The following is a 15,431-nucleotide window of genomic DNA, read 5'->3' as shown; positions in this document are numbered from 1 at the left end:
ACGTGCAGGACGCGGTGGCCGCCGCCGAGGACCGGAACTTCTACAAGCACTCCGGTGTCGACTACAAGGGCATCGCCCGGGCCGCGTGGAACAACTTCACCGGCGGCGACAAGCAGGGCGCCTCGACCATCACCCAGCAGTACGCCCGCAACGCCTACGACAACCTGAACGACGACACGTACGCGCGGAAGGTGAAGGAGGCGATCCTCGCCTCCAAGCTGAACGACAAGTACACCAAGCCGCAGATCATGCAGCACTACCTGAACGTGATCTACTTCGGCCGCGGCGCGTACGGCATCCAGGCGGCGGCGCAGACGTACTTCAAGAAGGACGCCAGCAAGCTCACCGTCGCCGAGGGCGCGGTGCTGGCCGCGCTGATCAAGCAGCCGCAGGCCACCGCCACCCACAAGGGCTACGACCCGGCGGTCAACCCGACCGACGCGCAGGGCCGCTGGCAGTACGTGATCGACGGCATGGTCGCCGAGGGCTGGCTGGACGCGCCCGGCAAGCCGCAGCGGCCGACCGAGTACCCGAAGAACATCCAGAAGCCGAACAAGGGTGGCGTCGGGGTCGACTTCGGCGTCAACACGCCCCAGGGCAACGTGATCAACTACGTCCGGGACGAGATGCGGGAGAAGGGCCTCTGCGTCGAGAGCGAGGCAGACGTCACCGACGCCAAGCCGCTCTGTTCCCAGGCGCTGATGGCCGGCGGCTACCGGATCCGCACCACCATCGACATGAAGATCCAGAAGGCGGCGGTCGAGACGGCCCAGCGCAGTGCGAAGGGTTCGGAACTCAACGGCCAGCCGAAGAACCTGATGGCGGCGGTGGTGGCCGTCGAGCCGAAGACCGGCCGGGTGCTCGCCTACTACGGCGGCGACAACGGCACCGGCACCGACTACGCCGGCAAGAACACCGACGCCAACGGCAACGTCACCGGTGGCCACTCGCCGGGTTCGAGTTTCAAGATCTACACCCTGGCGGCGGCGCTCAAGGAGGGCAAGGCGCTCGAGTCGCGCTGGAAGGGCCGGGCCTTCACGCCGCCGGGCACCAAGTTCAAGGTCAGCAACGCCGGCGTGGACAACCCCTCCTGCGGCAACTCCTGCACGCTGAAGGTCTCCACCCTGAAGTCGCTGAACGTGCCGTTCTACCACGTCACCGAGGACATCGGGCCGGACAAGGTCATCCAGATGGCCCGCGACGCCGGGGTCAGCACCATCTGGCGGTCGGACACCAACCCGCCGAAGGCGTACGACCTGACCGAGAGCGACCCGGAGAAGATCGCGCACCCCAACGGCCCGTTCTTCCACGTGGTCGGTTACGGCCAGTACCCGATCACGGTGCTGGACCACGCCAACGGTGTCGCCACCTTCGCCAACCAGGGCGTCTACCACAAGGCGCACTTCCTCTACAGCGTCGAGAAGGTGGACAAGAACACCGGCAAGTGGGTGAAGGTTCCGGGCGGCGGCGAGAAGCTGAAGGGCGAGCAGCGGATCCCCAAGGACGTCGTGGCCGACGTGACCTCGGTGCTGGAGCAGTACCCGGCCCAGGTCAACCACCGGCTCGACAACGGCCGGAAGGCCGCCTCCAAGACCGGTACCTGGGAGCAGAAGCCGGACAGCCCGGAGAACGGCGATGCCTGGATGATCGGCTACACGCCGCAGATCGCCACCGCGGTCTGGGTGGGCAACGTCAAGGAGCGCAAGCCGCTCAAGATGAAGAACGGCACCCGGATCAGTGGCGGCAACCTGCCGGGCACCATCTGGGAACGGTTCATGGACGAGGCGCACAAGGCCAAGGACTGGGAGAAGCTCGACTTCCCGCCCGCGGCCAACGTGGGTGATCCGGATTCCGGCAACGGCGAGGCACCGCCGCCCACCGTCCCGCAGAACCCGCCGGGCTGCCCGAACCCGCTGAACCCGTTCTGCCCGCGCGACGGCAACAACGGCGGCGGCAACGACGGCGGCGGCAACGACGGCGGCGACAACGACGGTGGCACGCCGACCAACCCGTTCGACCCGCCACGCGGCGGCGGCGGGGGAGGCTTGTTGCCCAGCACACCACCCCGCACCACAGCGGGCTACTGAGCCCGTGAACGCCGCCGGCGGCCGGAGAGATCCGGTCGCCGGCGGCGTTTCGCGTCCCCGCCACGACGTGAGAGGGGGCACGCGAAGCCCGCTCGTGGGGCAGGATGCGGTTTCATGAGCACGAGTGGAGTGGACGGCGAACCCGATTCCCCACGCGGGCGGGCCCGGATCCCGGGCCGGTACGGCGACCCGGCGCGGGCCCCGGTCGGTGGCCCCGGCCGGGCTCCGGTTCCGGCGCCACCGGCCTCCGGTGGGCAGAGCGGCCGGGCGACGGTCGGTTCCGCCCCGGTGGGTGCGGCGTCGGCCGGGCGGGCCCGGGTCGGCGGTTCTGCGGCGGTGGCTCGGGCCAGCGTGTCCCCGGTCTCCGGCGGGCCGGGCGGCCCCGGTGGCCCCGGCGGGCCGACCGGTCCCGGTCGCGGTGCACGCGGCGCGGGTGACCCGGCCGCGGCGGCGCGGGCGCGGAAGCGGAAGCGGTTGAACATGCTGATCGCCGGGTTCGCGGTCCTCATCATGCTGGCCGGGCTCGGCGTCGTCGGCTTCACCTGGTACTCCACCCGGGTGGTGCTGCCCGAGGTGACCGACCTGCCGCTCTCCACCACCGTGTACGCCGCGGACGGCAAGAACATCGTGGCGAAGCTCGGCGAGGAGAACCGGACGTTCGTCACCATCGACCAGATCCCGCAGCACGTGCAGGACGCGGTGGCCGCCGCCGAGGACCGGAACTTCTACAAGCACTCCGGTGTCGACTACAAGGGCATCGCCCGGGCCGCGTGGAACAACTTCACCGGCGGCGACAAGCAGGGCGCCTCGACCATCACCCAGCAGTACGCCCGGAACGCGTTCGACAACCTCCAGGACGACACGTACGGCCGGAAGGTGAAGGAGGCGATCCTCGTCTCGAAGCTGAACGACAAGTACACCAAGCCGCAGATCATGCAGCACTACCTGAACGTCATCTACTTCGGTCGGGGCGCGTACGGCATCGAGGCGGCGGCGCACACCTACTTCGACACCTCGGCGGCGAAGCTGACCCCGGCCCAGGGCGCCGTGCTCGCCGCCCTCATCAAGCAGCCCGTCGCCAGCCAGACCCACCAGGGCTACGACCCGGCGGTCAACCCGACCGACGCGCAGGCCCGCTGGCAGTACGTGATCGACGGCATGGTGGCCGAGGGCTGGCTGGGCGTGCCCGGTCGACCGGACCGGCCTACCGAGTACCCCAAGGTGCTGCCGCCGCCGAAGGACGGCAACGGGTTCGGCGTGAAGACCCCGAGCGGCAACGTGGTCAACTACGTCCGGCAGGAGCTGGAGCAGTGGGGCGTCTGCTCCGACTCCGGCGCGCCGGGGAAGCCGGCGTGCGTCGACGAGTTGCGCGACGGCGGCTACCGGATCAAGACCACCATCGACTGGAAACTGCAGAAGGCGCTGGAGGCGGCGGCCCAGCCGGACAAGAAGGGCTCGGTGCTGTACGGGCAGCCCAAGAACCTGATGGCGGCGGCGGTCTCCATCAACCCGCGTAACGGTCGGGTGCTCGCCTACTACGGCGGGGACAGTGGCGCCGACTTCGACTACGCCGGCAGGAACACCAACGCCAACGGCGACATCGTCGGCGGGCACCCGCCGGGCTCCTCGTTCAAGGTCTACACGCTGGCCGCCGCCATCGACGCCGGCATCTCGGTCAAGTCGCACTGGGACGCCACCCCCTTCAAGCCGAGAGGGTTCAAGGACAAGGTGCAGAACGCCGGCCGGGGCGCGGGCGTGTGCGGCAAGTGGTGCACCCTGGAGGAGTCGACGATCCGGTCGTACAACGTGCCGTTCTTCCACGTCACCGAGGAGATCGGCCCGGACAAGGTGGTCGAGATGGCCAAGCGGGCCGGGGTCGGCACCATGTGGACCGTCGACCCGCCCAAGCCGTACGACCTCACCGCCTCCGAGCCGGCGGAGCTCGCGCCGACCAGGTTCGACCGGGTGGTGGGCTACGGCCAGTACCCGATCACCGTGCTCGACCACGCCAACGGACTGGCCACCCTCGCCAACGACGGCAAGTACAACAAAGCGCACTTCGTCCTGTCGGTGGAGAAGCAGGACAAGACCACCGGCGAGTGGGTGAACGTGCCGGGGGCCGCGGAGCAGCTGCACAAGGAGGGCGGGCAGCAGCGGATCCGGCCGGAGGTCGCCCGCGAGGTGACCGCGGTGCTGAAGGAGATTCCCGAGAAGAACAACGCCAACCTGGACGGCGGCCGGGACGCGGCCGGCAAGACCGGCACCTGGGAGTACAACGGCACGCCGCGCAACGCGCACGCCTGGATGGTCGGGTACGACAAGAACGTCGCCACCGCGGTCTGGGTCGGCAGCCGGGATGCGAAGAAGCCCACGATCGTCGACGACGACGGCAACGACATCGGTGGCAGCAGCTTCCCGGCCAAGCTGTGGAAGCGGTACATGGACGCGGCGCTGAAGGGCAAGGCCAGTTCCGACCTGCCCGCCGTCACCGGGATGGGCGACGCGGAGGCCGGCAACGGCACCGAGCCCGCCCCGCCGTCGCCGCCGCCCACCCAGCCGCAGCAGCCGGGCTGCCCGGACCCGCTGAACCCGCTCTGCCCGCCGGGCGGCGGCGACAACGGCGGCGGGACGCCCACCATCCCGACGCTCCCGGCCACCCCGCCACCACCCGACAACGGCGGGACCGGCGGTGGACTGTCACCCACCACCCCACCCCGCACGACCGAGCGGTACTGACCCCACGGGCGCCGCCGGCGGCCGGACCACGACACCGGCCGCCGGCGGCGTTTCGGGTACGACAAGTCGGGCGGGACGGGACGCGGAGCCCGCCCGTACGGCAGGATGCTCGTTCATGAGCACGCAGTCGACGCCCGGCATCGACGAGCCCGGTGCCCCCGATCACCCGTCCCGCTCCGACGGGTTCGTCCGGGGGCTCTCCGGACTGATCGGCGGCCCGCTGGGTGACCACGCGGTGGCGCTGGACCGGCCGGCCGGCCGGGAGCGCCGGTTCTGGACGGCCGCCCGGATCGTGCTGGCCCTGGTCTGCCTGACCCTGGCCCTGCACTGGGTGCAGAAGTCGCCGTGCCAGGACGGCGCCTGGCAGAACAACGTGCAGTACACCCGGTTCTGCTACACCGACGTGCTGGCGCTCTACTACGCCGAGGGGCTCAACGAGGGCAAGGTCCCCTACCGCGACCACCCAGTCGAGTACCCGGTGCTGACCGGTTACCTGATGGGCGCGCTGGGCCTGCCCGTGCACGCGCTCGGCACCGGCGACCCCGAACTCAACCAGGGCCAGTGGTTCTACAACCTCAACGCGCTGGTGCTCGGCGCGCTGGCGGTGGCCACCGTCGCGGTGATCCTCGCCCTGCGCCGCCGCAGACCCTGGGACGCCGCGCTCTTCGCGCTCGCGCCAGCGCTGCTGCTCACCGCCACTGTCAACTGGGACCTGCTGGCCATCGGGCTGGCCGCGTTCGGGCTGCTCGCCTGGGCACGCAGCCGCCCCGCCCTGGCCGGCGCCCTGCTCGGCCTGGCCGGGGCCGCCAAGTTGTGGCCGCTGTTCATCCTCGGCCCGGTGCTGATGCTCGCCCTGCGCGCCGGGCGGCTACGCGCCGCGCTGACCGCCATCGGCAGCGCCATCGTCGCCGTGGTGGTGGTCAACCTGCCGGTGGCCATCCCGTACCGGGAGAACTGGGACCGGTTCTTCGAACTCAACACCGAGCGCGCCATCGACTGGGGCACCCTCTGGTACATCGGCCGCTACCTGGACAACAAGGTGGGCAGCCCGGACCCCACCGACCTCGGCCCGTTCGAATGGCTCAACGTCAACATTCCCACCCTGAACGTGCTGACGTACGCCCTCTTCGGGCTGGCCTGCCTCGGGGTGGCCGCGCTGGCGCTGGCGGCGCCGCGCCGTCCCCGGCTCGCCCAGCTCGCGTTCCTGGTGGTCGCCGCATTCCTGATCTTCAGCAAGGTGTGGTCGCAGCAGTTCGTGCTCTGGCTGCTGCCGCTGGCCGTGCTGGCCCGCCCGAAGTGGGGCGCCTTCCTGGCCTGGCAGGCGGCCGAGGTCTGCTACTTCGCGGCCTTCTACGGCGAACTGCTCGGCGCGGCCACCGCCCGGCCGGTGTTCCCGGAGGGGGTCTTCGTGCTCGCCGCCACGCTGCGGCTGACCACCGTGGTGGTGCTCTGTGCGCTGGTCATTCGGGAGATCATGCGCCCGGAGCTGGACGCGGTCCGCGGCACCTACCTGGACGACCCGGACGGCGGGGTGCTCGACGGCGCCCCGGACGCCGGATGGCTCGACCACTGGCGACACCGACCGGCCCAGCCCACGCCCGAGCCGGTCAGCCCCTAGGCTGACCGGCGGCGCTACTGCCAGGTGGCGGTGTCGGGGTCGATGCCGTGGGCACGCGCGCTGGCGTCGATGCTCTGCCGGAACCACGTGGCGAGGCCGGCGCGGATGCCGTCGTAGTGGGCAGCGAACGCCGGATCGGCCTCGAACATGCGGCCGAGGCAGACCTGCATCTGCCGGGTGAGGGGAAAGTACGAACCGAACACCTCACGGTGCCGCTCGACGAGCCGGTTCGCTTCCGGACTGCCAGGGGTGACACCGGCGTCCACCGCGTCCGCGAGGGCACGGTCGAGGTCGGCGATGGTGTCGGCGATGGCCTGCCATTCCTCCGGACCACGAGCGGCTGAGCGTTCGGCGTACTGCTGCCACTGCGTCGTGTCTCCGTAGCGCTGCCGGGCCTGGGCGGGCCAGTCCGGGTTCCAGTCGGGGCCGAAGATCGCGGCCTGCTGCTCGACGGTCAGCAGCAGGCCGCGCGCGTGGGCATCGATCATCCGATCCAGGCCGGCGCTGAGCTGCTGGAGGCGGTCGATCCGTTGGGCGACCTGGGTGCGCTGCGCGCGCAGCGCCCCGGGCACGTCCACGGTCGAGTCGTCCAGGACGGCCCGAATCCTGTCCAGGTCGAGGCCGAGTTCCCGGTAGACGACGATGCGGTGCAGGCGTTCCAGATCGCCGGCGGTGTAGAGCCGGTATCCGGCAGCCGTGCGCAGCGACGGTCGCGCCAGACCGATGTCGTCCCAGTGGTGCAGCGCGCGGACCGTCACGCCCAGCCGCGTCGAGACCTGACCGACGGTCAGGCCGTCGGCCTCAGCGGCATCAGGCGTGCTCCGTACCGCCGTCGCCACCGACGCCAGGTGGGGTGATCCCGATGGCTTCAAGGTTCCGAGCCTCCTGACTGGCTGGATCAAAGGGCCTCGCCGCGGTGAAGACGATCCGCGCCTTCTCGGGCGTGATCACCTCCACGTCGCGGGTGTTCCAGGGAGTGTCCCGTGGGCCGTCGACCGAGTCCGGGTTCAGCGCACGGCAGGCCTCGACGACGGAGTCGACCTGGCTGAGCACGCACGAGAAACTGACGCTCATCGCCGGTGCCTGCGCCGGAACGCTCGCCGCCGAGACGAGGAGCACGTCCTGGAACGCCCACCGGCGCAGATGCACGAGCGTGCCGGGGATGCTGAACAGCTCGAAGAACCCGAGCCCACGAACCCAGAAGTCCACCGACGCCGCCAGATCGCTCGTGGGGATCGTCACGAACGCGGGCATTCCGTAGATCCCCCGGAACGGCTCCGGCGCAACCGCGTCCGGGCCGGGAGCGGGCACGGGGCTGATCTCGAAAGCGTTGTAGTAGTCGCTCATGTGCCTCACCCTCCGGCCTCACGCGACGTAAGGGTCAAGCCGGATCCGCGAATCCGGTTGGGCCTCCCGCAACCCCACCGCGCCTGCGGCGTGGCTCAGAGACGGAAGACCACCACCTGGCCGATCTCCTCACGGGTGATGTCGAGCCCGTCCACCGGCGCGTCGATGGTGATCTCCCACGGTGTACCGGGCACCTGGTCGCGCATCAGCAGCACGTTGCGCACCCCGAGGGTGCGCAGGTAGTCGACGCTGGTCTGGTCCGGGAAGGCGGCCGCCACCCGGCGCACCTCGTCGAGCTGGTGCGGGGTGAAGCCGCTGCCCCCGTTGACCACGTCCTGGAAACGGCTGGTCGACCAGAGCATCACCGGCTGGTCCAGGCTCTGGTTGCTGGGCAGCACCAGCAGCGGGCCGTCCACCGTCCGCATCGCGGCCGGCTGCGGCGGCACCACCGGGTGCGGGGTGGTGTTCAGCCCTTCGACGATCACCAGCAGCAGCGGCACCAGGGTGGCCAGCCGCAGCCCCGGGCTCGGCCAGGACGGGATCCGCTCGGCGGAGATCTCGCGTACCCGGGCGGCGAACGCGCTCACCGCGCCGGCCGCGAGCAACCCGAGCAGCAGCGTGGTCCAGAGCATCAGCCGGCCCGGCGTCCGCAGGCCGTTCCAGCCCGGAAGGTGCTCGAAGAGCGGCACGTAGGTGAACGTGCCGTCGAAGAACCGGGTGCCCATGGCGAGCACCATGGTCACCACCACCCCGGCGAGCAGCAGCAGCCGGTGGCGCAGCTTCCACACCGAGAAGAAGAGCCCGCCGGCCGCGAGCGCGTAGAGCACGAAGCCGGGCAGCAGGGTCATCTCCGGGTGCCACGGCAGCGTGGCGCGGGCGCCCTCGTGCAGGCTCCCCCACACCCGCGACTCGGCCGGCGCGGTGAAGAAGCCGATGGCCGGCGGCGAGAAGATCGAGATGTCGCCGATGGTGCGCTCCGCCTGCGGGTGCAGCTGCGCCACCTTGAAGTACGGCAGCGCCATCAGCAGGCCGATCCCGGCGAAGATCGCCCCACCGACCAGGTCGGCGAGCAGCAGCCGGCGCCCGAACGGGCGCTTCACCGGCCGGACCACCCAGCGGCGCAGGAACCAGGTGACGGCCGCGACCACGACCGTCCCGCCGAGGAAGTACGCGAACGGCAGCCCGATGCCGAACCCGAGACTGAGCTGCCAGGCCGCCACCAACCAGCCGGCGTAGACCCAGCCGTCGTGCCGGCGCTCCGGGCGGTAGCCGTGTCGCAGCGAGTAGCCGTGCCCGCGGGCCAGCATGGCCAGCGCCAGCGGGATGCCGCCGTTGGAGACCACGTGCAGGTGGCCGGCCTGGGCCAGCAGCCACGGCGCATAGGCGTAACTCACCCCGGCCACCGCCGCGCCGATCCGGCCCGCGCCGAGCTGCCGGGCCAGCGCGTACGCCCCGAACGTGGCGAGCGCGTGCGCCAGCACGAAGATGATGTTGTAGCGCAGGATGGCGGCCTCGGGGCCGGTGCCGAGCATCCCGGCCGGCGCGTAGCCGAGCAGGGTGTCGGAGAAGGCGAAGCTCCACGACTCGGGGAAGAACGTGTTCGCGTGCCACAGCTGCGCCGGGTTGGTCAGCAGGATGTGCCCCGACCACGCCATCTGCCAGGCCTGCAGGCTCGGGTCCCAGTAGTCCTGCGGCAGCGTGTGGCGCGGGTAGCGCAGGGTGGGCCAGGTCAGCAGCACGGCCAGCACCAGCGACCCGACGGTGGCCAGGGTCCACTCGTGGATCAGGCCCCGGCCGATCGCCCGCCCGATCCGCCGCACCCGGGTGGGCACCGGCTCGGGGGCCGGCGCGAAGGCGGCCCACGGGTCGGCCTCGCCGTCCTTGTCGCCTGCGCTCTTGCCGGACCCGTCCTTGCCGGACCCGTCCTTGCCGGACCCGTCCTTGCCGTCGGTCTTGCCGGATCTGTCCTTGCCGTCGGTCTTGCCGGACCCGTCGTTGGCGCCGTCGGTCCTGCTCGCTCCGCTCTTGCCGTCGGCGGTCTCGCCCGATCCGCCCTTGTCGTCGGCGGTCCTGTCGTCAGCGGTGTCGCCCGGTCCGCTAGTGCCGGCCGCGGTGCTGTCGGGCTTGTCGGGCCCGCTCCCGCCGTCCGCGCTCGTGCCGCCGGCGACCTTGCCGTCCGCGACCCTGGTTTCGGCGGTCCTGCTGGATCCGGCCGTGTCGCCGGACTCGGCCTTGCCGCTCGTGGTGCCGTCGGTCTCGCTTCCGCTGTTCCCGGCCCTGCCGTCCGCGACCTTGCCGTCGGCGGCCTGGTCGGTCGCGCGGCCGGCGTCCGTGGTCCGGCCGTCCGTCTCCCGCGCACCGGTGCCGCTCCCGGGACCGGTCCCGCCGGCCGCGGTCTTCTTCGCCGCGGCGCCCTCGGCGCCGGGCGCGTCGGCCGGCTGCGGTCCGCCGGCGGCGGACTGGTCCGTCGTCATGCCGCCGGGCTCTCCGTCCCGAGCTGCTCCCGGAGGAAGGCGATGTCGGCCGCCTGGCCGGTCACCCCGCCGGGGGTCTCCACGATCACCGGTGCGCCGGCCGCGCGGATGACCGCGACCACCAGCTCCGGGTCGATCGTGCCGCCGTCGAGGTTGTCGTGCCGGTCCTGGCCGGAGCCGAACGCGCCCTTGGAGTTGTTGGCGTGCACCAGGTCGATCCGGCCGGTGATCGCCTTAACCCGGTCCACCAGCCCGAGCAGCTCCTCGCCACCGGCGTGGGCGTGGCAGGTGTCCAGACAGAAGCCGACGCCGTAGTCGCCGACCGCGTCCCACAACCGGGCGAGCGCGTCGAGCCGGCGGGCGCAGGCGTTGTCGCCGCCGGCGGTGTTCTCGATCAGGACCGGTACGCCGAAGCCACCCGACTCCGCCGCGTACGCGAAGGTCTTGCGCCAGTTGTTGAAGCCCACCGCGAGGTCGTCACCGGCGTTGACGTGCCCGCCGTGCACGATGAGGCCCTTGGCGCCGATCGCCGCGGCCGCCTGCGCGTGCCCGAGCAGGAGCTTGCGGCTCGGGATCCGGATCCGATTGTTCAGCGTGGCGACGTTGATGACGTACGGCGCGTGCACGTAGAGGTCGACGTCGGCGGCCTTCAGCCGCTCCGCGTCCTCCCGGGGCTTCGGCGCCTTCCACCCCTGCGGGTCGGAGAGGAAGAACTGCACGGTCTCGGCCGCTCGGGCGGTCGCCTCCGCCAGCGGGTCGGTCGGATCGACGTGTGCTCCGATACGCATGCAGGGGAGCCTACGTCGCGTCCCCGACAACCGGGGTGACGCCCGCCGCCGAATCGGGCCGCCGCGTCACCGGACGGTTCGGCGCTCGTTGAGGGGAGTGGGATCGACGGTCGGCTCTCCGGCAGGTCGTGGCGCACGTCGTGCCGCCCGCTGCCGCAGACCGTCGCCAGAGCGGGGCAGCCCCCGTCGCGCGGCCCGGCGCGACGGGGGCCCGCCCCACCGGCGACCAGCGCTTCCGAAGGCCCACGAAAAGAATTGTCGGAGATTTAGCCATTTACCCCGACAAGCAGCAAGTTCCAACGTATCGTCGGGTAACAACATGATAAAGCTCCGCGGGGCGTCCCCGGTCCAACCTCATCGGTGTGGTCGTTCCTCCCCAGGTCCCACCCAAGGAATGCGGACGGGACGCCCCGCGGCCTCGTTGACGGGGGCCGGCCACGACAGTGCTGTCGAGCCGGCCCCCGTCACCGCGTCCGGCGCCGGCCGCCGCGACCTGCCCGGACATGATCGTCCGGACCGGGTATCCTGGTCCGGTTGTCCGCGCCCGGGTGGGATCCCCCGACTCCGGAGCGGGCCACGACGCACGACCTCCTGCCACGGAAGGACCGTGGCCGCTTAGCCCACAGGAGGTGAGCACGTCTTGCGTCATTACGAGATCATGGTGATCCTCGACCCCAGCCTCGAGGAGCGCACCGTCGCCCCGTCGCTCGACACGTACCTGAACGTGATCCGGACCGCGGGTGGCTCGGTGGAGAAGACCGACGTGTGGGGCCGCCGGCGCCTCGCGTACGAGATCAACAAGAAGGCCGAGGGCATCTACGCCGTCATCGACCTGCAGGCGACGCCTGCGGCGGTGGCCGAGCTGGACCGTCAGCTGCGACTCAACGAGTCGGTGCTGCGCACCAAGGTCATCCGGCCGGAGATGCGCTGAGCATTCCCCGGTAACGCCCGGATCAGCCTCACCGGGCTGTCGGAGGGTTCTGAGAACCTGTACGGCAGAACGGATGAGTGCGCGAGGAGATGGTCATGGCAGGAGACACCACCATCACGGTCATCGGCAACCTGACCGATGACCCCGAGTTGCGGTTCACCCCCTCCGGTGCCGCGGTCGCCAAGTTCCGGGTCGCCTCGACGCCCCGGTTCATGGACAAGGCGTCCGGCGAGTGGAAGGACGGCGAGCCGTTGTTCCTCTCGTGCACGGTGTGGCGGCAGGCCGCCGAGCACGTCGCGGAGTCGCTCCAGCGTGGCACCCGCGTGATCGTGTCCGGCCGGCTGCGTCAGCGGTCCTACGAGACCCGCGAGGGTGAGAAGCGCACCGTCATCGAGCTGGAGGTCGACGAGATCGGCCCGTCGCTGCGCTACGCCACGGCGAAGGTGCAGAAGATGTCCCGCTCCGGCGGCGGTGGCGGCGGCTTCGGTGGCGGTGGTGGCCAGGGCGGCGGAGGCAACTTCGACGACCCCTGGGCCTCGGCTGCCCCCGCGCCCTCCCGTTCCGGTTCGGGCGGCGGAAACTTCGACGAGGAGCCCCCGTTCTAATGGCGCCGAGCGCCCGCGATCGCAAACCAGGAGCAAGAGCAATGGCCAAGGCTGCGGCACTGCGCAAGCCGAAGAAGAAGGTGAACCCGCTCGACAAGGACGGGATCACCTACATCGATTACAAGGACACCGCGCTGCTGCGCAAGTTCATCTCCGACCGCGGCAAGATCCGCGCTCGGCGGGTGACCGGCGTCACCTCGCAGCAGCAGCGGCAGATCGCCCGTGCGGTCAAGAACGCCCGTGAGATGGCGCTCCTGCCGTACACCGCGACGGCGCGCTGAGAGGAGGCACCGACATGAAGATCATCCTGACTCAGGAGGTGTCCGGCCTCGGTGCCCCGGGCGACATCGTGGAGGTCAAGGACGGCTACGGCCGTAACTACCTGCTGCCGCAGGGCTTCGCGATCGCCTGGACCAAGGGTGCGGAGAAGCAGGTGACGCTCATCAAGCGCGCCCGCTCCGCCCGCGAGATCCGCGACCTCGGCCACGCCAACGAGGTCAAGGACCAGCTCGAGGGTCTCAAGGTCAACCTGAAGGCCCGCGCCGGCGACGGTGGCCGGCTCTTCGGCTCGGTCACCCCGGCCGAGATCGTCGACGCCGTCAAGGCCGCCGGCGGTCCGGTCCTCGACCGCCGTCGGCTGGAGCTGCCCGGTCACATCAAGTCGATCGGCTCCTACCCGGTGCGCATCAAGCTGCACCCCGAGGTGACCGCCAAGTTCGACCTCAACGTCGTCCAGGGCTGACACCCACCAGCACCACAGCAGGGCCCCGCACCGATCGACCGGTGCGGGGCCCTGCTTCTTCCCTACGTGGCGCGCCGGTTCAGCCCGTCCATCTGCGTGTGCGGCCGGCACGCCGCCGCGCTACGGACCCCGTGCGGGCGGCGTGCGGGGAACGTCAGCCGATCGGCTGGCCGGTCACCGCGCTGATCATCACCGTGGACAGGCCACCGCCCACCACTGCGGCGGCGAGCGCCACCGTGGTCGACCGCCAGGTGGTCCCCACCCGACGCAGCAGCAGCGCCACCACCAGGCTGCTCGCCAAGGCCAGCCCGAAACGCGGCATGCCCTCCAACATCGAACCGAGCGCCCGGGAACGCGGCGAGTCGCAACCACCGCCGCTGATGTCGGTCACGCAACCGGCCGGCGCCTGGCCGTCGAGGGTCAGCAACCAGAAGAAGACCATCACCGCCGGCAGCAGGTAGCAGGCGGCGGTGTAGAGCAGCGGCCGCAGCGAACCGCCCTGATCCGGGTCGAGCAGATCGTCCTCGAGACGTCGCGTCCAGGCTTGCGCGCCCACCGGCTGGGCCCGTCGTACGGCCCCCGGCGCGCCGACCGGCTCGACGCGCCGGCGTGGCGCGGAGCGCGGGCGCGGGGCGGTGTAGCCGACCACCGGCGAGCGTGGGGCCGACACCGGTGCGTCCACCCAGCGGGGGTCGTCGCCGGCCAACCGGGTGCCCGACCAGAACCCCTCCTCCGACCCGTCCTGCCCCGGCCACGACCACGTCCCGGCGGAGCCGCCCGAGCGCGGTGGCGCCGTCCGGTCCCACCCGTCGTCGGGATACCGGTCCCACTGCCCGGTGCTGTCCGGCTGGTGCCACTGGCCGGTGCTGTCCGGCTCGTCCCACCGGCCGGTGCCCGACGTCCGGTCCCAGCGGTCCGCGCCGGCGGCCGGCTGCCACGCGTGCATTCCCGAGGCGTCCCACGGATCCACCGCCGGGCGGTACGCCGGCTCGTCGGGTTCCGCGCTCCGCTCCCACGGGTCGTCGGCCGGCCGGGTCCAGGACTCGGCCGACGCCCGCCGGCTCCGCCGGGACGGCCGCTCCAGATCCGGCTCGGCGGTGGGGCCGGTGGTCTCCTCCTCGCCGCCGGACCAGATCACCTGCTGCTGACGGGACGGCGTGCGGCGCGGGCGGCTCTGCGGCGGGACTCCGGAGACCGGATCGTCACCGGCGCGGCGGCTGCCCACGTACCCCTGGCCCTGCTCCTGCGGGCGGTCGAAGGTCCACTCCCGGGTGTGGTCCGACGCGGGTGCGGCTTCGATCGCCGGAATCTCCCGCCAACTGGTCTCGGCGACGCGGCGCCAGCCGGTGGTGCTCCCACTCGCCCGCCAGTCACCCGGGGACTCGGAAGCCCTCCAGTCGCGGGTGGCCTCACCGGTACGCCAGTCGCTCACGGACTCACCCGTCCGCCAGTCGCCCGTGGCGTCGGTCGTCCGCCAGCCACCACCGGAGGATGGCGGGTCAATGTCGTCGTCGTCCGGAGCGGCGTGCCGGCCACCACCGTCGGCACTGCGTACGCCCGACTCCAGCGCCCAGCGCGGCAGGTAGGTGTCGACCGGCTCCTGCTGACCGCGCTCGATCGCCCGACGGCGGCTCGGCGTCCGGTAGCCCTCGACGTCAGCGGAGTAGGGATCCGCCGGGAGCGGACCGGCGGGATCGTCCCAGCGGGCGACCGATCGTCGCTCGCGCGGACCATCCTCTCCGCGTCCCCAGTCCCGGTAACTCACGGCCGGAGCGTGACCCTTCTCAACCGATAGCGCAATCCGCTGTCCAGGTGTAGCCGTTCGCTGGAGATAGTACGGGACGATCGACCCACGGGATCGACCGAAAACTTGCCGTCCACAGGGTGGGGATCGCGGTTCCCCAGGTCAGAGTCGTATGGCCAGGAATTCCCCAGCGGTTGTCCACAGCCTGTGCACACCCTGCGCACATGCTCGCCCACCGGCGTCCACAGGTTGTCCCGAGGCTCGTCCACCGGGGCTGTTGAGTGCCTGAGCTCGGTTTCCGTATGGTTACCCCCCGACCGACCGCGAGATGACCCCCGATCGACCCGGCCGGTCGGGAG

The 15,431-nt window shown here is 71.3% G+C and carries 11 protein-coding genes and 1 pseudogene; 7 read left to right on the top strand and 5 right to left on the bottom strand.

The features are described 5' to 3' along the window. The 3 genes and pseudogenes from DLJ47_RS03760 to DLJ47_RS03750 form a co-directional block, all read left to right on the top strand. Window positions 1-2,087: transglycosylase domain-containing protein (locus DLJ47_RS03760; protein ID WP_109898701.1), on the top strand; the 2,087-nt coding region annotated here is incomplete at its 5' end. Continuing rightward, window positions 1,993-4,715, top strand: a pseudogene (locus tag DLJ47_RS03755) (transglycosylase domain-containing protein); the annotation flags it as partial. The gene DLJ47_RS03760 and the pseudogene DLJ47_RS03755, both read left to right, overlap by 95 nt. A 223-nt stretch (window positions 4,716-4,938) precedes the next feature. Beyond that, on the top strand, window positions 4,939-6,441 hold the full coding sequence (locus DLJ47_RS03750) for a glycosyltransferase family 87 protein (protein WP_109898699.1): 1,503 nt from the start codon (window positions 4,939-4,941) through the stop codon (window positions 6,439-6,441). 14 nt (window positions 6,442-6,455) lie between these two features. Here the strand turns inward: DLJ47_RS03750 and DLJ47_RS03745 are convergent, their stop codons facing one another. The 4 genes from DLJ47_RS03745 to DLJ47_RS03730 form a co-directional block, all read right to left on the bottom strand. Continuing rightward, window positions 6,456-7,280, bottom strand: coding sequence for a MerR family transcriptional regulator (locus DLJ47_RS03745; protein WP_109898698.1), 825 nt, complete (start codon window positions 7,278-7,280; stop codon window positions 6,456-6,458). Continuing rightward, on the bottom strand, window positions 7,252-7,788 hold the full coding sequence (locus DLJ47_RS03740; protein WP_109898697.1) for a glycosyltransferase: 537 nt from the start codon (window positions 7,786-7,788) through the stop codon (window positions 7,252-7,254). The genes DLJ47_RS03745 and DLJ47_RS03740 overlap by 29 nt, the downstream gene beginning before the upstream one ends. 95 nt (window positions 7,789-7,883) lie before the next feature. Then, window positions 7,884-10,262 (bottom strand): hypothetical protein, encoded by a 2,379-nt coding sequence (locus DLJ47_RS03735; protein ID WP_233257638.1) that lies wholly within the window; start codon window positions 10,260-10,262, stop codon window positions 7,884-7,886. Next, complete coding sequence (locus DLJ47_RS03730) at window positions 10,259-11,050, bottom strand: deoxyribonuclease IV (protein WP_109898696.1); 792 nt, start codon at window positions 11,048-11,050, stop codon at window positions 10,259-10,261. The genes DLJ47_RS03735 and DLJ47_RS03730 overlap by 4 nt, the downstream gene beginning before the upstream one ends. Before the next feature lie 640 nt (window positions 11,051-11,690). Here DLJ47_RS03730 and rpsF point away from each other — a divergent pair. The 4 genes from rpsF to rplI all read left to right on the top strand — a co-directional run bounded on the left by rpsF (window position 11,691) and on the right by rplI (window position 13,328). After that, entirely contained in the window at window positions 11,691-11,981 is a 291-nt protein-coding gene (rpsF, locus tag DLJ47_RS03725; protein ID WP_076468436.1) for a 30S ribosomal protein S6, read from the top strand. A 77-nt stretch (window positions 11,982-12,058) separates the two neighbouring features. Next, window positions 12,059-12,586, top strand: a complete 528-nt coding sequence (locus DLJ47_RS03720) for a single-stranded DNA-binding protein (RefSeq protein WP_199235687.1) — start codon at window positions 12,059-12,061, stop codon at window positions 12,584-12,586. A gap of 41 nt (window positions 12,587-12,627) precedes the next feature. After that, on the top strand, window positions 12,628-12,867 hold the full coding sequence (gene rpsR / locus DLJ47_RS03715) for a 30S ribosomal protein S18 (protein WP_007073789.1): 240 nt from the start codon (window positions 12,628-12,630) through the stop codon (window positions 12,865-12,867). Window positions 12,868-12,881: 14 nt separating this feature from the next. After that, a complete protein-coding gene (rplI, locus tag DLJ47_RS03710) occupies window positions 12,882-13,328 on the top strand; it encodes a 50S ribosomal protein L9 (protein ID WP_088996664.1) in 447 nt (148 codons plus the stop codon). A gap of 154 nt (window positions 13,329-13,482) precedes the next feature. On the opposite strand, the gene DLJ47_RS03705 is transcribed toward rplI, so the two are convergent. Continuing rightward, window positions 13,483-15,093 (bottom strand): hypothetical protein, encoded by a 1,611-nt coding sequence (locus tag DLJ47_RS03705; RefSeq protein WP_109898695.1) that lies wholly within the window; start codon window positions 15,091-15,093, stop codon window positions 13,483-13,485. Window positions 15,094-15,431 lie beyond the last annotated feature (338 nt).

It is taken from the genome of Micromonospora sp. S4605 (assembly GCF_003176715.1).
GTDB lineage: Bacteria > Actinomycetota > Actinomycetes > Mycobacteriales > Micromonosporaceae > Micromonospora > Micromonospora echinaurantiaca.
Note: the sequence above shows the minus strand (reverse complement) of the source record. Positions and strands in the feature narration are given on the sequence as shown.

Coding starts and splice junctions, on each gene's coding strand:
- DLJ47_RS03750 (WP_109898699.1), top strand. CDS start 4,939: ATGAGCACGCAGTCGACGCCCGGCATCGACGAGCCCGGTGCCCCCGAT.
- DLJ47_RS03740 (WP_109898697.1), bottom strand. CDS start 7,788: ATGAGCGACTACTACAACGCTTTCGAGATCAGCCCCGTGCCCGCTCCC.
- DLJ47_RS03735 (WP_233257638.1), bottom strand. CDS start 10,262: ATGACGACGGACCAGTCCGCCGCCGGCGGACCGCAGCCGGCCGACGCG.
- DLJ47_RS03730 (WP_109898696.1), bottom strand. CDS start 11,050: ATGCGTATCGGAGCACACGTCGATCCGACCGACCCGCTGGCGGAGGCG.
- rpsR (WP_007073789.1), top strand. CDS start 12,628: ATGGCCAAGGCTGCGGCACTGCGCAAGCCGAAGAAGAAGGTGAACCCG.
- rplI (WP_088996664.1), top strand. CDS start 12,882: ATGAAGATCATCCTGACTCAGGAGGTGTCCGGCCTCGGTGCCCCGGGC.